This is a genomic window from Paenarthrobacter sp. TAF1, assembly GCF_052113825.1.
In the GTDB taxonomy this organism is placed as follows: Bacteria; Actinomycetota; Actinomycetes; order Actinomycetales; family Micrococcaceae; genus Arthrobacter; species Arthrobacter nicotinovorans.
The window spans coordinates 361,553-384,164 of sequence record NZ_JBFRDO010000002.1 but is presented as its reverse complement, the minus strand read 5'-3'; the positions used below and the strand labels follow the sequence as shown (position 1 = coordinate 384,164).

General features: G+C 63.5%; 18 protein-coding genes. 9 read left to right on the top strand and 9 right to left on the bottom strand.

The window, feature by feature from the left end:
- The first annotated feature begins 253 nt into the window (after positions 1-253).
- On the top strand, positions 254-1,285 hold the full coding sequence (locus tag AB4Y81_RS03885; RefSeq protein WP_441995358.1) for a LysM peptidoglycan-binding domain-containing protein: 1,032 nt from the start codon (positions 254-256) through the stop codon (positions 1,283-1,285).
- Between the two features lie 10 nt (positions 1,286-1,295).
- Here the strand turns inward: AB4Y81_RS03885 and AB4Y81_RS03880 are convergent, their stop codons facing one another.
- Entirely contained in the window at positions 1,296-1,892 is a 597-nt protein-coding gene (locus AB4Y81_RS03880; protein WP_018776926.1) for an arsenate reductase/protein-tyrosine-phosphatase family protein, read from the bottom strand.
- Between the two features lie 201 nt (positions 1,893-2,093).
- Between AB4Y81_RS03880 and paaA the strand changes: the two genes are divergently transcribed.
- Genes paaA through AB4Y81_RS03850 form a run of 6 tightly spaced genes read left to right on the top strand, consistent with a single transcriptional unit; the run spans position 2,094 to position 7,028 of the window.
- Positions 2,094-3,089, top strand: coding sequence for a 1,2-phenylacetyl-CoA epoxidase subunit PaaA (paaA, locus tag AB4Y81_RS03875; RefSeq protein WP_018776925.1), 996 nt, complete (start codon positions 2,094-2,096; stop codon positions 3,087-3,089).
- Complete coding sequence (paaB, locus tag AB4Y81_RS03870) at positions 3,089-3,517, top strand: 1,2-phenylacetyl-CoA epoxidase subunit PaaB (protein ID WP_441995356.1); 429 nt, start codon at positions 3,089-3,091, stop codon at positions 3,515-3,517. The genes paaA and paaB overlap by 1 nt, the downstream gene beginning before the upstream one ends.
- Positions 3,514-4,431: a 1,2-phenylacetyl-CoA epoxidase subunit PaaC gene (paaC, locus tag AB4Y81_RS03865; RefSeq protein WP_018776923.1), complete on the top strand. Its 918-nt coding sequence runs from the start codon at positions 3,514-3,516 to the stop codon at positions 4,429-4,431. Before paaB ends, paaC begins: the two co-directional genes overlap by 4 nt.
- A complete protein-coding gene (gene paaD / locus AB4Y81_RS03860) occupies positions 4,428-5,024 on the top strand; it encodes a 1,2-phenylacetyl-CoA epoxidase subunit PaaD (RefSeq protein WP_441995353.1) in 597 nt (198 codons plus the stop codon). Before paaC ends, paaD begins: the two co-directional genes overlap by 4 nt.
- Positions 5,025-5,034: 10 nt before the next feature.
- Complete coding sequence (gene paaE / locus AB4Y81_RS03855; protein WP_018776921.1) at positions 5,035-6,240, top strand: 1,2-phenylacetyl-CoA epoxidase subunit PaaE; 1,206 nt, start codon at positions 5,035-5,037, stop codon at positions 6,238-6,240.
- An 8-nt stretch (positions 6,241-6,248) separates the two neighbouring features.
- Entirely contained in the window at positions 6,249-7,028 is a 780-nt protein-coding gene (locus AB4Y81_RS03850; RefSeq protein WP_422757357.1) for an enoyl-CoA hydratase/isomerase family protein, read from the top strand.
- Here AB4Y81_RS03850 and AB4Y81_RS03845 read toward each other — a convergent pair.
- The 4 genes from AB4Y81_RS03845 to AB4Y81_RS03830 form a co-directional block, all read right to left on the bottom strand.
- Complete coding sequence (locus AB4Y81_RS03845) at positions 7,025-8,584, bottom strand: hypothetical protein (RefSeq protein WP_441995351.1); 1,560 nt, start codon at positions 8,582-8,584, stop codon at positions 7,025-7,027. The two genes, AB4Y81_RS03850 and AB4Y81_RS03845, sit on opposite strands and share 4 nt — an antisense overlap.
- Positions 8,585-8,854: 270 nt before the next feature.
- The gene (locus AB4Y81_RS03840; protein WP_039242699.1) at positions 8,855-9,166 is read right to left on the bottom strand and encodes a hypothetical protein; all 312 of its coding nucleotides are present in this window, start codon (positions 9,164-9,166) and stop codon (positions 8,855-8,857) included.
- Positions 9,167-9,303: 137 nt separating this feature from the next.
- On the bottom strand, positions 9,304-12,867 hold the full coding sequence (locus tag AB4Y81_RS03835) for a DUF7507 domain-containing protein (protein WP_441995349.1): 3,564 nt from the start codon (positions 12,865-12,867) through the stop codon (positions 9,304-9,306).
- A 422-nt stretch (positions 12,868-13,289) separates the two neighbouring features.
- The gene (locus AB4Y81_RS03830) at positions 13,290-14,801 is read right to left on the bottom strand and encodes a sigma-70 family RNA polymerase sigma factor (RefSeq protein WP_441995347.1); all 1,512 of its coding nucleotides are present in this window, start codon (positions 14,799-14,801) and stop codon (positions 13,290-13,292) included.
- Between the two features lie 443 nt (positions 14,802-15,244).
- Here AB4Y81_RS03830 and AB4Y81_RS03825 point away from each other — a divergent pair, with 443 nt between their 5' ends.
- A complete protein-coding gene (locus AB4Y81_RS03825) occupies positions 15,245-16,549 on the top strand; it encodes a GAF domain-containing protein (protein WP_441995345.1) in 1,305 nt (434 codons plus the stop codon).
- Positions 16,550-16,621: 72 nt separating this feature from the next.
- Here the strand turns inward: AB4Y81_RS03825 and AB4Y81_RS03820 are convergent, their stop codons facing one another.
- Complete coding sequence (locus AB4Y81_RS03820) at positions 16,622-17,644, bottom strand: aldo/keto reductase (protein ID WP_413303600.1); 1,023 nt, start codon at positions 17,642-17,644, stop codon at positions 16,622-16,624.
- A gap of 20 nt (positions 17,645-17,664) precedes the next feature.
- A complete protein-coding gene (locus AB4Y81_RS03815; RefSeq protein WP_055971308.1) occupies positions 17,665-18,561 on the bottom strand; it encodes an aldo/keto reductase in 897 nt (298 codons plus the stop codon).
- A 92-nt stretch (positions 18,562-18,653) separates the two neighbouring features.
- Here AB4Y81_RS03815 and AB4Y81_RS03810 point away from each other — a divergent pair, with 92 nt between their 5' ends.
- A complete protein-coding gene (locus AB4Y81_RS03810) occupies positions 18,654-19,535 on the top strand; it encodes a helix-turn-helix transcriptional regulator (RefSeq protein ID WP_018776912.1) in 882 nt (293 codons plus the stop codon).
- 80 nt (positions 19,536-19,615) lie between these two features.
- On the opposite strand, the gene AB4Y81_RS03805 is transcribed toward AB4Y81_RS03810, so the two are convergent.
- The gene (locus AB4Y81_RS03805; protein ID WP_441995343.1) at positions 19,616-20,671 is read right to left on the bottom strand and encodes a 2,3-butanediol dehydrogenase; all 1,056 of its coding nucleotides are present in this window, start codon (positions 20,669-20,671) and stop codon (positions 19,616-19,618) included.
- Between the two features lie 11 nt (positions 20,672-20,682).
- The gene (locus AB4Y81_RS03800; RefSeq protein ID WP_441995341.1) at positions 20,683-22,473 is read right to left on the bottom strand and encodes an NAD(P)-binding domain-containing protein; all 1,791 of its coding nucleotides are present in this window, start codon (positions 22,471-22,473) and stop codon (positions 20,683-20,685) included.
- Positions 22,474-22,612: the final 139 nt, after the last annotated feature.

Sequence of the window (22,612 nt, the reverse complement as noted above, 5' to 3'; positions counted from 1 at the left end):
ACTGCGTAATACCTGACAGCGCCGCGCTTCCCTTGCAGGGAAAGTCGAGTATCTCCTACTCGTGCAGCCGGCAGTGGCCAATTCCTATATTTGAATTCGCAGGGGTTTATTGCAATTCCGTTCCTCCGGCTCAGCGGTGGACCGCACCCCGCCGTAGTGCGGCGGTGCTCCTCCCTATACATAGCTGCGCTTTCTGCACCTGGGCCACAACGGCTCCCACGCGCGGTCCAAGCCATGGAGTCCCGGAGTTCCCATGAACATGAATGATGTAGATCTTCAAACTTCCCTTAGTAAGAACAATGGCGTTGTCTGGCATACGCCGTTCAGTAAATCCAAGCTCATGATTGCCGGCGCCGTTCTTGCATTACTGGCATTGATTCCGCTGCTTTTCGGGGTGGTCAATTGGGCCACGCAACCGGCCAGTGTCGAACAATCAGTGTCGAATGAACAAGCGGCGGCGCCGGAGGCGTCGCCGTCGTCCGACGCAACTTCGACACCATCCGCGGACGCCGCACCGGCCGCCCAGGCAGCTCCCGCAGCGGCGGCACCAGCGGCCGCACCGGCCGCAGAGGTACCGGCTGCGGCACCTCCCGCAGAGGCCGCACCGGCCGCCGTCCCCGCGGTAGTTGCCGAGCCCGCGCCGGCCGCCGAAGCTGCACCTGCCCCTCCGGCCGGTGACCCCAACCTCTACACGGTGGCATCCGGTGACACGGTGGGCTCCATTGCCTCAAGGTTCGGTGTGGACGTCAACGCCATGCTGGCTGCGAACGGCCTGGGTGCTTATTCGGTAATCGTGCCGGGCCAGGTCCTGAAGCTCACTGGACCGCCTGTTGCGCCCGCCGCCCCGCCGGCGGCAGTGCAGGCCCCGGTTGCGCAGGCCCCGGTTGCGCAGGCCCAGGCCGCAGCCGCCCCTGCCGTCGTGGCAGCGCCGGCGCCGGCACCTGCTCCTGCCCCCGCTGTGCGTACCATCTACGTGGCCGGTGCCGGTGGACAATCACTGGTGGATGCGTGCATCGGCCCGATCAACTACACGCCAACCAACGCCTACGCCGTGTTCATCACCGAGCACGACTTCTGCGGAGGATGGGCCCGGTTCTCGGGGATCGGTGTTGGTGAGACGGTTTCCATTCCGGGGTACGGGACCTTCACGGCCACGGGCAGGGGCCAAGTGCCCAACCCCGGCACCACCAATGATGTGGCAGCAGTGTTCGGCGGATTCCCAGCGGTGGTCCTGCAGACCTGCATCCCCGGAACCAACCAGATGCTGGTGATCGCCCTGAACTAGCAGCTGATAACTAGGCCGGCGCCGTAAGGCGCGCGAACCGGAGGATACCCAGGATGGCCGGGGCCAACTGATCCTCCATCTGGTGGTAGACCTCTTCCGCTCGTCGGTAGGGGTCTACCACGTCGTTGTCGGCAGGATCGGATGGGAGCGCGAGGTGCCGGACAGATGCTGCGCGGGCGGGGAGGTCGCGCCAGAAGTCCACGATATTCCCGGTGGCGGGAGCGCCGTCGCGGGTCTCCAGGACGGACAACATGCGCGCAAATTCGCGGACCGTAAACGTGCGTTTCAGCAGCGATGCGTCCAATTGGAGTACTTCGCCGCGGTGTTTGGACGTCATGGCCAGCACCAGATCCGTTTCCCGGAGGATCTTCTGGGTGAGCTGCCGGGCCGCAAAATCGTCCGGAGTTCCGCGGAAGGTGCTGATGATCTGTGCCGAAAGGGGCTGGATGGGTTCGCCCACCATGGCCCGCGTGCCGGCGCTGCGGACCTCGAATGATCCCGGACTTACCTGGTTGAGCCCAGCCTGGAGCAACCTCTCGGCCACGGGGGAGCGGCAGATGTTTCCGGTGCAGACGGTGAGGATTCGGAAGGGCTGGGGCGATTGCACGTAGGGCTCTTTTCTTGCGTTGGCGTGGGGCGGTTGAGGCCCCACCCCAAGTTAACACGGCGAATCTCAGGAGCCTTGTCAACAACGCCAGGCCACGGGAACAGTCATAAACCGCTGACGCGGCCTTCCGGTGAACGCTTGACTGACATCATCCGCTCCGCATATTCTGAACGAACGGTCGGTAATTTATTAGGAGCAACCATGGCATCGCAGAATCTGCAGTCAGTGCCCGCTGAGCTGTCCCCGGAAGAGCAGGAGCGGGAGGCAGCCGGACAGGCGTATTTTGAGCGCATCATTTCGGAGGACTCGCGCATCGAACCGCGCGACTGGATGCCGGCGGCTTACCGCAAGACTTTGCTGCGCCAGATCTCGCAGCACGCACACTCGGAAATCATCGGCATGCAGCCGGAAGCCAACTGGATCACGCGCGCGCCCAGCCTGAAGCGCAAGTCCATCCTCATGGCCAAGGTCCAGGATGAGGCAGGCCACGGCCTGTACCTGTACTCCGCAGCAGAGACGCTGGGGCAGAGCAGGGACCAGATGATGGAAGACCTGATTGCCGGCAAGGCCCGGTACTCCTCCATCTTCAACTACCCCACGGTTTCCTGGGCGGACATGGGCGCCATCGGATGGCTCGTCGATGGCGCCGCCATCTGCAACCAGGTGCCCCTGTGCCGGGCTTCGTACGGTCCTTACGGACGCGCAATGGTGCGCATCTGCAAGGAAGAGTCATTCCACCAGCGCCAGGGTTTTGAGATCCTGCTTGAGCTCTCCAACGGCACGCCTGCGCAGAAGCAGATGGCCCAGGACGCCGTGAACCGCTGGTACGCGCCGTCGCTGATGATGTTCGGCCCGCCGGATGACGATTCACCGAACTCCAAGCAGTCCATGGCATGGAACATCAAGCGCTTCAGCAACGACGAGCTTCGCAGCCGCTTCGTCGGCATGATGGTGGAGCAGGTCAAGGTCCTGGGCCTGACCCTCCCGGACAAAGACATCCGTTTCAACGAAGAAACCAAGAAGTGGGAGCACGGACCCCTGGACTGGAACGAGTTCAAGGAAGTCCTGGCCGGCCGCGGTCCCTGCAACTCGCAGCGCATCGAGCGCCGCCGCGAGGCACACGAAAATGGTGCCTGGGTTCGGGAAGCAGCAGTGGCGTACGCCCGCAAGCAAGCAGAGAAAGTGAACGCAGCATAATGGCTCCCCACGGTAACCCGGAAGAACCGGCAAGCGCCGCCGGCGAGATCAAGCGCGAAGCCCCCAAGGTGGCGGCTACGAACGCAGAAAGCACGACGACGGCCCACGCCGCGCGCCCGGCCGGCACCCCCGGCGGCGCCAAGGAAGAGCACCCGTGGTCCTTGTGGGAGGTCTTCGTGCGTTCAAGCCGCGGCCTGTCCCACGTGCACGCAGGTTCCTTGCACGCTCCGGATGCGGCGATGGCCCTCCGGAACGCCCGCGACCTCTACACCCGCCGGAACGAGGGCGTCTCCATTTGGGTTGTCCCGGCCGAGGCGATTTCCTCCAGTGATCCCGATGCCAAGGGTGCCTTCTTCGAGTCCCCGCAGGGCAAGGATTACCGCCACGCCACCTACTACACCAAGAGCGAAGGCGTGAAGCACCTGTGACCACCAAAGACACTGACTTCGCAATCGAAGGCCACGGCGATATCTCCGTCGGCGTTCACGGAGCCGGAGCTTCCGGTGACGGTTCGGCCAGCGCAACGCGTATCACGCCGGGCAACGCCCTGCGTCCTGAGGACATCGCGCTGGAAATCAGCCGCGGCCAGGTCAAGCCCGACGAGGATGTGGCTGAGTTTGCCCTTCGCCTGGGCGACGACGGCCTGATCCTCGCCCAGCGACTGGGCCATTGGATTTCCCGTGCCCCGGAGCTCGAGGAAGACATCGCCCTGGGCAACATCGCCTTGGACCAGTTGGGCCACGCACGCTCTTTCCTGACCTACGCCGGAGCCGCATGGGGCAAGTCGGAGGACGACCTCGCCTACTTCCGCCGCGAGCACGAGTTCCGTTCGGCGCACCTGTTTGAGCAGCCCAACGGTGACTTCGCTGTCACCATCGCCCGTCAGTTCATCGTGAGCTTCTACCAGTACGGGCTGTACAGCCGGCTGATGGAGTCCACGGACGCCACGATCGCCGCCATCTCTGCCAAGGCTGTCAAGGAAGTGGATTACCACCGCGACCACAGTGCCCAGTGGGTGCTGCGTCTTGCCGGCGGCACGGATGAGTCCCGCGCCCGCATCATCCAGGGCTTCAAGCTCGTGTGGCCGTACGTTGACGAACTCTTCGAGGACGATGAACTCACCACCCGCCTGTCCGAAGCCGGTGTGACAGTCCAGCCTTCCTCCCTCCGTGCCGAATTCGATCGCCTCACGGGGCAGATCATGACGGAGGCTGAACTGGACATTCCAGGTGTCCCGCAGGCACCCGGCGGAGGACGGCGCGGAAAGCACTCCGAGTTCATGGGCTATATCCTTGCCGAAATGCAGGTCCTGGCCCGCGAGCACCCCGGCGCGAGCTGGTGACCAGCGTGGCAACCCCCTCGCAAACGCAGCCGCAAACGCAGCCGCAAACGCAGCCGCTCAGCAAGGCTGAGCAGCAGGCCTGGAACATCGCGTCCACGGTCTGCGATCCGGAGATCCCGGTCCTCACCATCGAGGACCTGGGGATCCTGCGCGGCGTCCGCGTTACGGAGGCACCCCACCATGAGGGCGCTCCCGACGGCGGCCCGGCAAGTACCGCCGTCGAGGTCACCATCACGCCCACGTACTCGGGTTGCCCGGCCATGGACGCCATTGGCGACGATCTCCGCAAGGCTTTTGAGAAGGAAGGCTATGCGGGCGTCCACATCAACCTGGTGTTGTCGCCGGCGTGGACCACTGACTGGATGACCGAATCCGGCAAGGCCAAGCTGGAGGAGTACGGGATTGCTCCGCCCAGCGGCAGGGCTGCCGCCGGCGGCCATTCCGGTCCCGTCCGCCTGAGCCTGGCCGTGAAATGCCCCCAGTGTTCCTCGCTCAACACCAAGGAACTCACCCGCTTTGGTTCCACCTCCTGCAAGGCGCTGTTTGTCTGCCAGGACTGCAAGGAACCGTTCGACTACTTCAAAGTCCTCTAAGGAAGCAGCCATGACCACCGAAACACAGACGGCCAGCCGCCGTCGTGCGTCTTTCCACAACCTGACCGTCGCGGAAGTCCGGCGCCTCACGGACGATGCCATTGAGGTCACGTTCGGTGTCCCGGCGGAACTTGCCGGCCAGTATGACTACCTCCCGGGCCAGTACGTCGCCCTGCGCACGACGCTTCCGGACGAGAACGGTGAGCCCCATGAAGTCCGCCGCAGTTACTCGATTTGCGCAGAGCCGCGCAGCTTCGAGGACGGCAGCAGCGAGATCCGGGTGGCCATCAAGAAGGACCTGGGCGGGCTGTTCTCCACGTGGGCGAATGCCGAACTGAAGGCCGGGGACGTACTGGATGTGATGAGCCCGCAGGGTGCGTTCATTTCGCGGCACGGCAAGGACGGTTCACCGGTCCAGCACAACGTCATGAACTCCATGAACCACCCGGAGGAACTGGCGGGGGAGCCGGGCAACTTCGTGGCGATCGCCGCGGGTTCGGGCATCACGCCGGTCATCGCGATTGCACGCACGCTGCTGGCGGCCAACCCGGAAACCACCTTCGACCTCGTGTACGCCAACAAGGCCGCCATGGATGTCATGTTCCTGGAGGAACTGGCGGACCTGAAAGACAAGTACCCCACCCGCCTGGCCCTGCACCATGTGCTGTCCCGGGAGCAGCGGATCGCGCCGCTGATGACCGGCCGCATCGACTCGGAGAAGCTGCAGGCCCTGTTGTCTTCGGCGATTCACGCCGAGGACGTTGATGAATGGTTCCTGTGCGGGCCGTTCGAGCTGGTCCAGTTGTGCCGGGACACCCTCGCCGCCCGCGGCGTGGAGCCGGAACACGTCCGTTTTGAGCTGTTCACCACCGGCCGACCGGACCGCCCTGAAGGCAACGCCGGCCGTCCTGTTGTGGAGGACGAGTCGCAGGACACCTACAAGATCACGTTCACCCTTGATGGTCTGACCGGCGATGTCGCCAGCCCGACGCATGCCCGCGAATCCATCCTCAACGCAGCGCTGCGCGTCCGTCCTGACGTTCCGTTCGCGTGTGCCGGCGGCGTGTGCGGCACCTGCCGCGCCAAGCTGATCACCGGTACCGTGACCATGGATGAGAACTACGCCCTTGAACAGGACGAGCTGGACAAGGGCTACGTCCTCACTTGCCAGTCCCACCCCACCAGCGAAGAAGTTACCGTCGACTTCGACGTCTAAGGAGTCCCATGATCGAGCTCTCCATTGCCAACGGCATTGCCGAAATTGTCCTCAATGCCCCCGAAAAGCTGAACTCCCTCAACGAGGACGCCCTGGCGGAACTGGATAAGGCGTACGACGACGCTGCTGCCGCCGCCTCGCGCGGCGAAGTGCGGGCGCTGCTGCTTCGCGGCGAGGGCCGTGCCTTCTGCGCCGGCCGCGACATCGCGGCCGTGACTCCTGAAACCGATGATGCACAGGCGTATCTCGGCGGACTCGTGGAGCCGCTGTTGAAGAAGATGGCTGCGTTCCCGGCGCCCACGTTTGCCGCCGCGCATGGTGCTTGCCTGGGAGTCGGGCTGGGGCTGCTCCTGGCCACCGACGTGGTGTACGTGGCGGAGAACGCCAAGTTCGGATCGCCCTTTGCCAAGCTCGGGGCGACCCTGGACTCCGGTGGGCACTGGTACTTCGCCGAACGCCTGGGCATGCACCGCACCCTGGACCTGATCTACACCGCTGATCTGATCTCCGGGGCCGAAGCCGTGGCCCAAGGGATGTTCAGCCGGGCAATGCCTGCTGATGTCCTGCTCGATGAGACCCGGGCGATTGTTGCGCGGGTCGCCGCGGGCGCGACCCAGGCGTTTGTTGCGTCCAAGGAACTCGTGGCACACATCCGCGACCAGCGCCTGGGCCTGTGGGATTCCATGGTGGAGGAGAACGCAGAGCAGGCACGCCTGTGCAAGACCGACGACTACGCCGAGGGTTTCCGGGCTTTCCAGGAGAAGCGGGCGCCCGTTTTCAAGGGCTAGACGAACTCCTTGAGGAGCTTGTAGCCGGCCACTTTCCCTTCCAGGGAGATGACGGCCATGTCCTGATCCGTGGTGGTCACATCTGTCAGGGCGCCGTAGGTAAAGGCCAGGGTGGCCGAGCCACCCTTCAGGCACGGGAACGCCGTTTGAGTGCCGGCACCTATGTCGCCTCCCGGCCGGTCCTTGTAGGGACCGTTCGGTGGAGCGGTATATGTTGCCTGCTTCCAACAGATGAAGCCGTCGTCGAAACTTGCCCCGCGGGGCTTTCCGGTGTGGGTGTCTACCAGGTTTGAGTCCCAGAACGTGCCTGCAATCAGGAACTCACCGTGGCTTGCTGAAGGGATGAGGCCGTACTCGTCCCAGCTGTACACATAGACAGGTTCGCTCTCCCAGGATGCTTCGCCGGTCAGGGGATCGTAGCCCACTACTTTGGATCGGGCGCCCCGGTATTTGCCCGCGGGAAACTCGATGTAGCCGTCCACGTATTCGCACCGTATGGGCAATGCGGTTCCAGTGCCCATCTTGGTGTCACCGGCACTCATTGTCTTTGAGCATTCGAGTGTGGAGGCGTCCGCCGTCCATAAGACCCGTCCGCTCGAGGCTCGGAAACCGACGGTCTTAGTGCTTTCGCGAAGATTCAGCGATAAGGATTTTTCCGGGAATTTCTCGGGGTCGACACCCGTCGGATTGATTCCGACCGAGCCCACATAGAGGTCAAGCTTCTCAGAGTAAGTGAAATGCCACCCCAAATCGGTGGAAGCACCTTTTCCAAAAACCTTCTCTACTTCGATCTGCCACTTAACCTCGCCGTAGGAGACGTGAGCCAGTTTTTCGACACCGTCTTTTTCCACCGCATACAGTTCTTTGCCCACCGGCTGGAAGAATCCGGTGAGCTCGTTGATGTCGGCGCCTCCGGACTCATTGCCGGTTTCCAAGTCCACCCAGTGTTCAACTGACTGCGCTGAGTCGTCAAAGGCGATAAAGCACATGTCGAAGAGTTCGTCACAGGCGAAGGGGCGCGTACTGACCAGTTCAGGCCTTCCCCGGTAGAGCTCTTTGCCTGTGCCCAGATCAAAGGCGACAGGCGAAGTCCACCAGACGACGTCGCTGTCGATGCCCGCCGGAGCGGCAGCGGCCTGCAGGAAGATTGCGGCGCTTTTCCCCGAAGCAGTCCTTGTCAGCGCAGGCTTCAACGGGTTCCCCGGAGCGTCGTATCCCGGATGAACCGGCTGCTTCCACAACTCCTTGCCCGTAGCCACGGAAAGCGCGTGGGCTTCCACACCGGCACTGCCCCGGGTGTAGACCAGTGCCACCCCGTCGGCGACCACCGGCTGACCTATGGGATCGAGCGCAACTTCCCAAGCCGCCGTCGCGGTTTCCTTGTTGCGCGGGGGTGCCACCGCTGACGCGGGAGATTTGCTTGGCGAGGGTTCGGCCGAACGTGGCAGCGGGAGCATGGTGCACGCCGAAAGCAGGACGGCGGTCCCGAGTGCCAGCGCACCGAGCCCCCAGGACGTGAGGTGGGCGCGCAGCATCGCGGGTCGAGAATGAGTCAAAATTCCCCCAGAAAAAAGGCCATCCAGACGTGGCTCAAATAGAGAATACAGCCACCGGAGTCAAGTCAACATCCCATGGCAAAGGTTGTGTGGCCGGACCTGAGGGCGTTAATAGTCAGGCCGGCCACACTGGCTGCTGCCGGGGAAGGGGGGAAAGCAGCCAAAGGCGCCGCCGGCTTCGTCGTCCAAAGGCCAGTCGGTGCTCGGTGATTGGTCAGCAAGGGCGTTGCCCTCCGACTACGGCTGTCTCTCGTCCCCCATTGGACAGCCTCACATCAATTGAGTGGGAAGAACTGCCGGAACGTGTCGTGATTCCGGGGTCCTATTCGTAACGGATTGGGCAGCTTCGAGGATGCCTGCAATCCAGTGCTCTATTCCGCCGTTGGCCGGGCGGCTGATATAGGTGCCGGTGCCGGGCAGATCCAGGATGGCCACAGGGCTGCGGCCGGTGTGATGGGGGCCTGCGTAAAGGGTCAGCTTTCCCCGGTGGATCCCCGCCACGGAGAGGCAAAGCTCGGTCCGGGCAGCCAATGCGGACTCCCACGCGGCAAGCGAGGCGGGTGTATGGGTGGTGATGGCCATCTTTTCCTCGTTCGAAGTTGATGCACAAAAGCGACGGCCGGGAGTCGGGGGGACGTGATCCGGCCGTCGCTTCGTGTTCCCGGCGGGCACCCGGGAAGTGTTCGGCTTCAGCTCATTGAGCGAGCATCAGCTTTCTGTCATGCACGACGCCGGCGGGTCATCAAAGCCAGCCCGACGCCTGCGGCCAGGAGTACTGCGCCGATGCCGGCCACCAGGAACGGAACTCCTCCGGTGACGGCCAGCGGTGCCGGCTGGGCCTTGGGACCAACCGGGGTTTCAGCCGAGTCCGTGGGTGAGGAAACGTCGCCATGGGGGCTGACTGCTTTGGCCCCGGCCACGTTCCGGATCGGCTGACCGGACTCCACATCCTTGGTCTGCACCTTGTAGGCAGCGGTGCAGGTTACCGTTTCTCCCGGGGCGAGGCTCGTCGTCGGGCATTCGATGGTGACGCCGGCGTTGCCAAGCATCGGATCATCAACCACGACGTCGTTCAGCGTCACGGTCCCGGTGTTGGTCACCGCGAACGTGTAGTTGACCGTTTCCCCGGCGTCGGCGAGGTTGTCGCCGTCGGCATCAACCAGTGCAGCAGACTTGTCGATCACCAGTGCAGCAGCGTGCGGCACGTTGGTGGTGGTCGAGTCTTCATTCGAGGTGGTGGGCTGGTTGTCGGGGTCGGTTCCAGTGGCCGTGGCCACGTTGTGGACCTTGCCCGCATCCACATCAGCCTGGGTGAGCACATAGGGTGCAGTTGCCCTGCAGTGAGTGGATGCACCCACAGCGAGATCGGCGGCTTCGCAGGTCACCGCACCGGCCAGGGGATCGTTGACCGTGATCCGGCGAACCGGCACATTGCCATCGTTGGTGACCACGAAGGTGTAGTCGATGGTGTCTCCGGCGTCGATGATGCCCGAGGCGTTGGCGTCCTTGATGGCCCCTGCTGATTTCTCAAGGGTCAGGGCCGGGGCCTGCTCGGTGACTGGAGTGTTGGTGGTATCCGGGTCGGAGACAACCTTGTCAGTGTCGGGGTCCATGCCCTCGGCGTGGGCGGTGTTACGCACTACGTGTGCTGCTTCATCGGCTGACGTCACAACGTACGGTGCATCGGCGGCACAGTTGGTTGTTGCGCCGGGAGCAAGCTCCGTGACTTTGCACGTGACGGCGCCCGCAAGCGGATCCACCACTTCAACGGCGGTTACCGGGACGTTGCCGGTGTTGGTGACCGTGAACGTGTACGCGATGGTGTCTCCGGCGTCAGTGATCCCGGAATTGTTCACATCCACCGGAGCGGCGGCGAACTTCTCCAAGGACAGGGACGGGGCGGGAACCGTGACCTTGGTGGTGGTGGTGTCCGGAGGGGATGTGACGGGGTCGCCGTCGGGATCCGTGCCGGTAGACGTGGCGGTGTTGTCCACCGAACCGTGAAGCTCATCCATGTCGGTTACAACGTACGGGGCATCGCCCGTGCAGCTGATGCTCTCGCCAGGTGAAAGAGCGTTCTTTTCGCAGGTGACGGAACCGATTTTTGCATCGTTGACCTTCACGTCATGCAACGGGATATTGCCGGTGTTGGTGACCACGAAGGTGTAGGCAATGGTGTCGCCGGCGTCCGTGATACCCGAGTTGTTCTTGTCCACCGGTGTGCCGGCAGTCTTCTCGATGGACAGCGACGGCGCGGGAGCGCTGACCGGGGTTTCGGTGCTGTCTTCGTTGGAAACTACAGGCTGGTTGCGGGGATCGGTGCCCTGGGCCGTGGCAGTATTGAGCACCTTGCCGGCTGTCTCGTCTGCTTCGGTGATGGTGTAGGGCTGATCAGCTTTGCAGTTCGTGGAGGCGCCAGGGGCAAGTGATGTGGCCTCGCAGCTTACTGCGATTGCCGGGTTCTGGCCGCTCAGCAGCTTGTCATTGATGACGACGCCGGAGACCGGCAAGTTGCCGCTGTTGGTCACCAGGAACGTGTAAGCGATGGTGTCCCCGGCGTCGGTCAGACCCGAATTGTTGACATCAACCGGCGTTCCGGCGCTCTTCTTCAGAGTCAGCGCCGGTGAGGACGCAATCGGCGTCGTGGTGGAATCGTCGTCCGTAGCGTCAGGCAATCCGGCTACTGTCCCGGTGGCTGTGGCCTTGTTGATCACTTGGCCCGCAGTGACATCGTCCTGGGTGAGTTTGTAGGGCGGAGCCGTGCAGGTGACGGTCGCTCCGACGGCCAGGGGGCCGGGAGGGCATGTGACTGCTCCCACCAGGGGATCGTTTACGCTGACTGTTTCCAGCGGGACGGTTCCGGTGTTGGTGACGTCAAAGGTGTAAGGGACAGTTGAGCCGGCTGTGTTCCCGCTGGGGGCACCGGCCTTTTTGTCGAGGACCAGATCCGTGATTCGTGCGGCGTTCGTGAACGTGCAGAGCACAGCAATTCCATCGGATCCAGCTGCCGGCATGGTGAAGCTGCCGCTGGTTCCTGTGCCGTTGGAGATCGGAGCACCGTTGTTTTCATTGATGCACGACCAGCTCGAGGCGTATCCCACGCCCGTGCTGCCGGACTCGGAAATGGCATACGTGGTGCCTGTGCGGCCGAAGACCGGGCCTACTACCTCGCCGGGCTGGTCCTGGAGTCCGTTCTCTGTGCCGGCGGTGGTGGCTTGAACGCCGGTTACCGGAAGACCGTCACCCTTCAGGGTGAGCGTGGCCTGGTCGGCAGGGGTGACGCGGCCGTGCGGGAAGTCCTTCTTGACCGTGATGGTGTTGGGGGTTGCACAGGAGCCCAGGTCCACGGAACCGGCCTGGGAGAAGGGCTTGGAACTTAGGACTTCGCCGGAGATGGGGTCCACTTGGCGGAGCGTGTCCGAGCTGCCCAGGTAGACCAGGCCGTCACCACCAAACGCGATGCCGTTGATGGGCTGCGGGGTGGCGATTGAGACCAGCTGGTTGGCCGTCACGGTAACGGGTGCGCCGGCTGCCGTGGGTATCTCCTGCTGGATGACAGAGAGGATGCTGTGGGTTGACCCACCGCCCATCACGTACAAGCGGCCCTGTTTGTCGAAAGCCCAGTCGCCGTTGGCTCCGGCGTTGGGGATGTCACCGCTGGCCACCAGGCCGATTGAGACGTTGTTGACGGTGTCGAACCCGTAAACGCGGATCGTATTTCCGGTGAATCCGCCGTAGTAGTAGAAGCCGTTTTCAGGATTGATGGCGCCGTGGGTGACGGGAGTTCCTGCTTCGCCCGCGCCCAGTACCGAGGTGGTGTTGGACGCCCGGTCGTGGCGGTAGATGGTCCGGCCTGTGTCGTTGCTGTTGGGCAGGACGCCGATGGCAGCACTGCCATCGGCTGCGATGCCCAGACCATTGAGGTTTTGGTTGGACCCGGCAATGGTGAAGTTCCCGACGCTGGTCTGCGTCCCTGTCGCGGTGTTGACGAGCCACAAGTTGCGGTTGCCGCTGCCCTGGACCGAGTACACGGCCCCACAGCTCAAAGCATCTGCCGCTGTGGCCGGGCCTGCCGACAATGTCAGCGCACCTCCGGTAAACAAGCCGGCGACGACGGCGCTGCTCGCCAGGAGTGCCAAAGCCTGCCTGCCGCCGCGCCTGCCTTTACCGGTCCGTGGCCGGCGACGGGCGGGAAGCCCGGCTGGCCTGTGTATATGTCGTTGATCTGCACCGACGGCGGGACCTGTCGTCCCGCCGCTGAGTCGGTTAGTGCCGTCAGCCAATTACTGCACCCCTTTTAAGGTGTCCGGTGGGAGCAGAGCCTTCCGCTCCCAGAGATTCGGGCGCTCCGTAGCCGTTAGATCCTGCACGCAAGAGCCACCCCCCATGACCCGGCGATGGGCATCACCGGGCCGTAAACTTTTACTTCCGTAGCCCGCGTCTGGGCGCGCGCCATCAACAATTCGGTCTGGTTTGCCTCCCAAAGCCTCTTTGATGCCGTTTCGGCACAACTGTGATGCGTCCGGCTAACCGGCAGGCACACAGGAGTCAGCGCCGTTACGATGAACGGTTCGCCGATGAAACGGAGTCAGGGCACAAGCCCTTCAAGATGTATACGGCTGTCACTTAAAAACGTGACGCGGGAATTCGAAAGTTTTTTTATTCGGTCCTTGTCCGGGGACCACGGGCAGTTTCGGAGTGGAAGCTACGGAGTGCAGAACCACCACCACCAGGGGCAGGGTTCCCCTGGTGTGACGGTAGGAGTGGGCGTGGGTGTTGGCACACTTGTGCTGGTCGGCGTGGGGGTTGGTGCCACAGTGGGTGTTTGCGTTGGCGTTGCCGTGGGGCTTGGCTGGTGCGTTTCGCTGGGGCTCGGCGCAGGAGTGGCGTTTGTAGGCAGGGGTGTGCTCGTCGGCAGGGATGTCGGGGAGAAGCCCGGCGTGGGACCGGCGATGGTCGGCGCTGCCGTGGTGCCTTGTTGTGGGAACCTGGGTTCCTCCCTGGGGGTGGTCTCCGGCGTCGAACCGGCGGGGGAGTCCGTTGGAATCGGGCGGATGGATACAGGCAGCGGGACTTGGAGTGCTTCGGCGCGTGGCTGGTCCAGTGAGATCACGGCGTAATCCGGACTGACACCTGCCGGCGGCACCCCGGCGCTGCCCGGACCCGGGCCGCCGTCCGCTGGGGTGCCTCCTGCCGGAGGTGCGCCAAGGGGTCCCGCTTCGGCTGGAGAATTCGCCGCATCCGTAGCTGACGGGGTTGAACCCAAGCCTGTCGCGACGGCGATAGCGCCGGTTGCCACGCAGGCAACCACGGCGATGGCGGCGGCCCACGCCCCGATTCCCATTCCAGCGGAGTGCGCTGCGGAACCGGTGGTGGCTTGGGATCCGGGAAGTTGTGTGCCTGTCGGGGCGGGCAAGGCTACGGCTCCGTAACCAATCATCACGGGCACGGCAGCCGGTCCCACCAGCCAGGGCGCGACAGCCCGCCTCATCGTGGACCGAACATCCATCAGGGCCGTGGCAGCTGAGGTGCAGGCGAGGCATTTTGCGAGGTGCTTCTGCAGCCGCACGTCTTCAAACGGAGACAATCCGTCGACTACCGACTTGGCCAGCAGCGGCACATAGGGCTTGCACGTCTCATCGAGGGAGGAATCCACGTAGGCCTCCAGATAAGCCAACCGGAGTCCCTTGCGGGCCCGGGCTGCAATGGCTGAAACGGCGTTGGGTTCGAGGCCCAGCAGCGGCCCTACCTGGCGGGGCCGTTCGCCTTCGACGTCCACATGCCACAACACGGTCTGCCAACGGGCCGGCAAGGACGCGAAAGCAGCGCCGGCCAGTTCCCGGTCCTTCTCGTGCAGGATGTGCTCGTAGCCGTCCTCGTCGTGGGGCAACTCCATCGGCTCCTCCACGAGTTCGTGGCGTGAGCGTGCTGTCCAATGATCCGCAGCTGAGGTCTTGATGGCCCGCAGGAGATAGGGACGGAAGGGGCCATCCGGTCCGTTTCCCCGCTGGATGGCATGAATGACCTTGAGGAAGGCCTCGGAGCTGACGTCATCGGCGTCGAAGCCGTTGCCCAATAGCTTCTTGGCGTAGGAAAGCCCGGCAGCGGCATGGCGTCGGTAAAGCTCTTCGATGGCTGCGGCGTCCTGGCCCTGGACGGAAGAGATCAGTTCTTCGTCCGATGGGTTCTCCGGAGTTTTCCCGGTATGCCCGGTCATGGCTTTTTACCGGTGAAAGCGTGGCTGGGCCTGCCCGAAGGCATTAACAGGTGCTTGCGTGTGTTCTTCATCGTTCTGTATCGCCCCCATAGCGTTTTCAAAACCGGCCTTAGCGGAAACGGCAATTTCGCCTGTTTCCGGACACGACAGCGCGTTTCCCATCAATGGGATTCCTGGCATGGATATTGGCGAGCCGTTTGGACCCCTCCAGGCTCTTCTGCCCGCTGACGCGTAGCCGTTCTTCCTGCATCCTATACGAGAAGCATGAATGCGAAATTGGGCCGAATTACGCAACGGACCGGACTCCGGAGACATGGTGGTGTCCGGGCGGTCGGCTTGGTGACCCGCACCACATCCGGGGCTTGCCCGGTCTACACTGGGAAGGCGGCGCACGCTCCTGGAACGTGGTCCGGGCGATTCGATGGTGAATTGGAGGAAACTGCATGCCAAGTGTCACTGCCTCTGCAGCGCGCATGGATGGTCTGAGGCTTTCCGCGCCGTCGGAGTACGCCCGCATCCTTCGCAAAGCCCACGAAGCCACGATTTCCGGGCGTCCTGATCCCCGCATCCCGCAGTCCCTCCTGGAGTCCTGGCAGCGCTCCTTGGCGTTGGGGATCAATCCTGAGCGGCACAGTCCGCTCCGTCGCCACGAGGTGGAGGATGCGCGCAAGCTCGGTGCCGGCCATCCCTTGGCCCCTGTCATGCCGGCGCTCACGCAACTTCTTGCGGACGAATCCGCAGACGGCCGGCACCTCCTGATCGTCACGGACCAGCTGGGTGAGGTGCTGTGGCGGGTGGGCAGCAGCCATGCGCTTCGACAGGCCGATTCATTGGAGTTCGTTGAAGGGGCGGACTGGTCAGAGTCCGGGATCGGCACCAATGCCATCAGTGAGGCCCTGATTACGGGGGCACCGGCCCAGCTCCTTTCAGCCGAGCACCTCGTGCGTTCCCATCACGAGTGGGCTTGCACCGCATCTCCCATCCGTGACCCGCACAGCAACCGGATCCTGGGAATCCTGGATGTATCCGGGCCCATCGACTCGGTAACTCCGGACAGCCTGCGCATGGTGCGTTGCGCCGTCCGGCTGGCCGAGGAGCTTTTGCGTACCGCCGGTCCGCGCACACCTCATGCGGCTCCCACCCGTGCAGACAAAAGAACACCCGCAACGCTGAAACTGAACTTGTTGGGGGACTCCCCGACAGCAGAGGTCGACGGCGGTGTGCGGCTGCCGCTGACGCTCCGGCGTGCTGAAATCCTGGCTTTGCTTGCCTCACGTTCGGGTGGTTGGAGCGCTGACGAGTTGGCCTACCAGGTGCATGGCGAGGATGGTGCCGCAGCTTCCGTCCGCACCGAGATGCACCGGATCCGCGCCGTCCTCGGGAAGGTCCTGGAGGCCAACCCCTATCGCTTTGCGGCCGGACTGACGGTGATCACCGACGTCTCCACCGTGACCGAACACCTGCGGAAGGCCCGCATCGCCGAAGCTCTCCAGGCTTACAACGCTCCGCTCCTCGCCCGCTCAGGAAACCTCGCCATCGAGCTCCTCCGCGACGAACTCAACGCAGCGATCAGCGCATCGGTGCGCGCCACCGGCGACCAGGACCTCATCCTGCAATGGGGCTCCAGCGACATGGGGGCCGACGATTTCGAAGCATTGGCTGCCGCGCAGGCAGCGGCCGGCAATGATCCCCGCCTTGGAATGCTGCAGGCGAGGATGGCCAGGCGCGACCGCGAATTCCGGGCGTAGCGGGACCCTGAAAATGCACGACGACGCCGCCCGCCGCGTGAGGCGGGCAGCGCCGTCGTCGACGTGTTCCTGTCAGCGGCGCCTGCGCGCCCGGGGTGTGAGTTCGTGCGCGCCGTAGCTGTTGTCGTCCGGGTTGACCGTGACGCCGGGTTCCACGATCTCATCGATGCGGTCCAGGACGTCTGTGCTGAGAGCGACTGAGGCCGCCGGAAGATAGGACTCCAGCTGTGCCATGGTCCGCGGGCCAACAATCGCGGAGGTGATGCCGGGATGGTTGATGACAAAGGCAATGGCGAGCTCTATGAGGCTAAGCCCGGACTCTTCGGCCAGTTGCGCCAGGTCTTCAACGAGATCGAGTTTGCGCTGGTTCGCGAACCTCGTCATGTCGAACCTGGCGCTCGGACGCGCACTTGATGTGGGCGAAGATGCTGAATCTTTCCGCCATCGACCCGAAAGCCAACCGCCGGCAAGGGGACTGTAGCTGAGGGTGCCCATCCCATGGCGCTGGACGGTGGGAAGGACGTCTTCTTCTATCCCGCGCGCAAGAATCGAGTAAGGCGGTTGCTCGGTGACGAAGCGCTCCAGGTTCCGTTCCCGCGCCGCCCATTGTGCCTCCACGATTTGGGATCCTGAGTAGGACGAGGAGCCGATGTATCGGACCTTGCCCTGGCGGACCAGGTCCGTGAGGGCACCCAGCGTTTCCTCCACATCGGTGTCGGGACTGGGGCGATGGACCTGGTACAGGTCGATGTATTCGGTGTTGAGGCGGCGCAGGGAGTTCTCCACCTCGCGGATGATCCACCGGCGGGAACCGCCGCTCTGGTTGGGATCGTCAGGGTTCATGGGCATGAAGAACTTGGTGGCGAGAAAAACGTCGTCCCGCCTGCCCTCGATTGCCTTCCCCACGATTTCTTCAGAGGTGCCACCGGAATAGACGTCAGCGGTGTCGATGAAGTTGATGCCGGCGTCCAAGGCCCGGTGAATGATGCGGATGGCGTCGGCGTGGTCATTGTTGCCCCAGGAGCCGAACATCATGGCACCCAGGCACAGGGGGCTGACCTTCACGCCAGTGCGTCCGAGAAGACGGTATTCCATAGCGGTTCCTTTGCTCGGTTCTAGGCTTCGGGGATGACCATCGCGAAGCGCTCTTCGCGGGCTACGTCAGGGTCCGGTCCATTGCGGACGCCCGTGTCCAGGGCATCGATGGCGGCAAGTTCTTCCGGGCTGAGTTCGAAGTCGAAGACGTCGAAGTTCTCGGCGATGCGTGCAGGGTTGGTCGATTTCGGAATGGCTGACCGGCCCTGCTGCAGGTGCCAGCGAAGCATGACCTGGGCAGGACTCTTGCCATGCTTGCGGGCAACATCGGCAATGGTGGGGTCTTCCATGACGTTCCGGCGGGCTTCGCCCCAGCCGGGGTAGAACGTGATGCCACCGATCGGTGACCAGGCCTGGGTGAGTATGCCGTGCTCCGCGTCCGCTTCCTGGACGTCCCTTTGGATGAAGTACGGGTGCAGCTCCACCTGGTTGAGTGCGGGGACGATGTCCGTTGCGGCCAGGAGCTGCTTCAGGTGGTGGGGCATGAAGTTGCTGACGCCGATGGCACGCACCTTTCCTTCGGCGAGCAGGCTCTCCAGCGCTTTGTAGGCGGCGATGACCTTGTCGAAGCGGTCCGGAGCGGGCTGGTGCAGGATCAGCAGGTCGAGGTAATCAACGCCCAGTTTGGCCGTGGCCTTCTCCCAGGCGTGCCGTGTCTGCTCGTAGCCGTAGTCGCTGACCCAGACCTTGGTTTCGATGAACACCTCGGACCGGTCCAGGCCGCTGTTGCGGATGCCTTCGCCGACTTCCCGCTCGTTGCCGTAGGCAGCGGCCGTGTCGATGTGCCGGTAGCCGGTGGCCAGTGCAGCTTCCACCGCCGCTGTTGTCTGCTCAGGGGGACTTTGGAAGACACCCAGGCCCAGGGCGGGCATCGTGACGCCGTTGTTGAGAGTAAGTTCGGTATTCATGTTTCCCATGGAACAGCACTTCCAAGCACTCCGGGAGTAACTCTTGTTCAGGGTAATGTCAGTGCCTCCCACCCCGCCGTGGCCCCGCGTAGCGTAGAGCCATGACACTCAGCGACGACGTTCGCAAATTCCTGACCTCCCGCCGTGCACGGATCACGCCGGAGGAGGCCGGCCTGCCCGCATATGGAGGCAAGCGCCGGGTGACCGGACTGCGCCGCGAAGAGGTGGCGATGCTCGCCGGCATGAGCGTTGACTACTACATCAGGCTTGAGCGCGGTAATCTCTCGGGCGCCTCGGACAACGTCCTGGAGGCGCTCGCCCGGGCCTTGAAGCTTGACGACGCCGAGACGGCCCACCTTTTTGACCTGGCCCGCTCCACCGCGGCGTCGCCGCGGGTTCGCCGCAAGAGCAGTCCCCGGACGGTGCGTCCCAGCGTGCAGCGCGTCATTGATGCCATCAGTTCGGCACCGGCTTGGGTCCGCAATGATCGCGGTGATGTCCTTGCGTCCAACGAACTGGGCCGCGCTCTCTACATGGACATGATGGCTGAGCGTCCCGGTCCGCCGAACAGTGCCCGGTTTACGTTCCTCAATCCGAAGGCCCGTGAGTTCTTCATCGATTGGGAGCGCAGTGCTGACGACATCGTCGCGGCACTGCGCTCGGCCGCGGGCAGGAACCCCTACGACAAAGACCTCAGCGATCTCGTCGGAGAGCTTTCGACCCGCAGTGAGGAGTTCGGCACGCGGTGGGCCCGGCACGATGTGAAGTACCACCGGACCGGACGCAAGCGTCTCCACCATCCCATCGTGGGCGATCTGGACCTCAGCTACGAGGCCCTGGAACTGGCGGCAGATCCAGGGCTGCGGATCAATGTCTACACCGCCGAGGAAGACACGCCCTCCGCCGATGCCCTGAAAGTACTTGCCAGCTGGGTCGCCACCCAGCGTGAAACGACCAAGGCGGCTGTCAACGAGGAGCAGTAATCCGCCGGCGCTCCTGGCGCCGGCGGATATGCCCAGGGATGGAGGTTCCTGGGGGTGGACCTAACTGGGGGTGGACCTACCTAGGGATGGACGAGGATCTTCACCGCGGTGTCATTGTGGTGGATGAGCGTATTGAAGCCTTTCTCCACCAGGTCTTCCAACGCAATCCTCGCCGTGATGAAGGGCTCCAGATTTACCTTTCCCTCCTGGACCAGCTTGATGGCCTCGGCATGGTCCCGGACGTAGGCTATGGTGCCGCGCAAGTCGATCTCCTTCAGCACGATCTTCTGCATGTCCACTGTGGCCGGCCGGCCCCAAATGGAAACGTTCACCACCACACCTGCGGGTTTCACCGCCGTCAGGAGCGTATCCAGCACCGCGTTGACTCCGGCGCACTCGAAAGCCACGTCCGCGCCCACGCCGTCTGTCAGCTCCAACAGCCGTGCCTGCAGATCCTCCTGGCCGGGGTCGATGACATGGTCAGCCACCCCGCTGGAGATGGCTTTGTCTTTCCGGGCCGCACTGAGTTCGCTGATCACCGTGGTGACCCCCTGGCTTTTCAATACAGCGGCCGTCAGCAGCCCGATGGGTCCTGAGCCACCCACCAAGGCAACGTCTCCGGGCTTGGCACCGCTGCGGGCGACCGCATGGTGGGCCACGGACAGGGGCTCGATCAAGGCGGCTTGATCCAGCGGGATGTTGCCGACTTTGTGGACCCACCTGGTGTCCACAACCACCATGCCGCCCAGGCCTCCACCTCCGCCAGAGAGCCCAATGAAGCCCATTTTGGTGCAGAGGTGATAGTTCCCCGCCTTGCAGGGCGGACACTCGTCGCACACGAAATAGGGTTCCACGACTACGTTGTCGCCTACCGAGAGCGCCTGGACACCCTCGCCAACGTCAACGATTGTTCCGGAGAATTCGTGGCCCATGGTCACCGGGGCTTCTTCCCCCGAGAGGGGATGAGGGTGTCCAGGGGCCGGGACGAAGATGGGCCCTTCCAAGTACTCGTGGAGATCGGTTCCGCAGATGCCGCACCACGCTACTTGGATCTTGACGGTGCCGGGCCGTACCTCCGGCTCCGGGACGTCGTCGATCCTGATGTCGTTGCGTCCGTGGAATCTTGCTGCTTTCACAATCGGCTCCTTCAGCGGGTGTGGTGGGATGGCTGCAGGCTGTACACGGGGGTGGGGAGCCCTTCCATCCGGGCCTTGAGCTGCAGGGCGAGGTACTTGGAGTAGTGCCGGCTTTGGTGCAGGTTTCCGCCGTGGATCCAAAGGTTCTCCACGTTGGTGGGTTTCCACATATTGCGTAGTTCCCCTTCCCAGGGGCCAGGGTCTTTGGGGGTGTCGGAGCCGTACCCCCAGCACTTGCCCACCTGGTCTGCCACTTCGGGTGAGACGAGGTCGGCGAGCCAGCCGTTCATGGAGCCATAACCGGTTGCGTAAATGATCACGTCGGCTTCGAGTTCGTCGCCGTTGTCCATGATCACGGCGTTGCCGGTAATTTTGCTGACCTGGCCGTTGGCGAGCTTCACGCGGCCGTCGATGATCAGCTGCGATGCGCCGACGTCGATGTAGTAGCCGGAGCCGCGCCTCAGGTACTTGAGGAACAGGCCGGAACCGTCCACTCCGAAGTCCAGCTCAAATCCGGCGGCTTCGAGCTGGGAGTAGAACCCGGCGTCGCGCTTTGCCATCTCCTGGTACACCGGCACCTGGGCCTCCGGAAGGATGCGGTAGGGCAGGGAAGCGAAGAGGAGGTCGGCCTTTTCGGTGGTCACTCCGTTGGCCAGTGCCTTTTCGGAATAGAGATCGCCGAGGGCCAGGTCCATCAGGGATTCGCTCCGGGCGATGTGGGTGGATGAACGTTGGACCATGGTCACGTCCGCTCCGTGCTCCCAGAGGTCCGCGCAGATATCGTGGGCGGAATTGTTGGAGCCGATCACTACTGCTTTCTTGCCGGTCCAGTCCCCACCGCCGGGGTGCTTGGAGGAGTGGTATTGCTCCCCAAGGAAGGAGTCGGCGCCGTCGAAGACCGGGATGTTGGGGTAGCCGGAAACGCCCAAGGCGAAGACAAGCTGCCGGGGACGCAAGGTGACCCGTTCGCCGTCGCGGATGACGGTGACCTCCCACGTACCGCTTTCCTCATCCCACCGAGCTTTGGTGCATTCGGTATTGGACCAATAGTTGAGCTCCATGATGCTGGTGTAGTGCTCAAGCCAGTCGCCGATCTTGTCCTTGGCTGCGAAGACAGGCCAGTCGTCGGGGAAGTTCAGATACGGCAGGTGGTCGTACCAGACGGGGTCGTGCAGGTGGAGGGACTTGTACCGGTTGCGCCAGGCGTCACCGGGACGGGCGTTCTTGTCCACAATGATGGTGGGCACGCCCAGTCTCCGGAGCCGTGCACCGAGGCCGATGCCGCCCTGCCCGCCGCCAATGACCAGGGCGTAGGGCTGGTCCTCATAGCCGAGCCTGGCAGCTTCTTCCTCTTTGCGTTCCAGCCAGGACTTCCTGCCTTTTTCGATACTGTGGGCCACTCCTTGTTCGCGGTGGGGACCCTTCCTTTCTTCGTATCCTTTGAGCTCCTGCATGGTTGTCAGCAGTGTCCAGCACTTTCCGTTGCGGAGCCGCAGGTGTGCGTAGCCCTTTCCTTGCAGGGTCTCGAAATTGACCCAGGCTTCGGGGTTCATGGCGTCGCCCGCGGCGTCCTCGGCCAAGGCCCAGTTGGATGGCTGGACATCGCCGAGCACGGCCTCCAGCATGTCCTTGATCCCGGCCTTGCCCTCAAGGGTCTTGAGGTTCCAGGTGAAGGAGACGAAGTCGCGCCAATACGATTCGTCATCAAACAGCGCCAGCGCTGCTTCGATGTCCCGGCTGCGCAGGGCTGCGTCGAACTGCGCCAACCAGGTTTCCACAGCACCGTTGGGTGTGTCAGGCATGATTCCTCTTTCCGTTGCTTGCGAGTGGACACCATCCGGCACATCATTCGCTGGAAAGTGGCCCACGTCACAAGTAAAGGGCGGAGGGGGTTACAAGAGGGTTACACGGGACGTTGGGGGTAAAAGCTACCCTCCAACA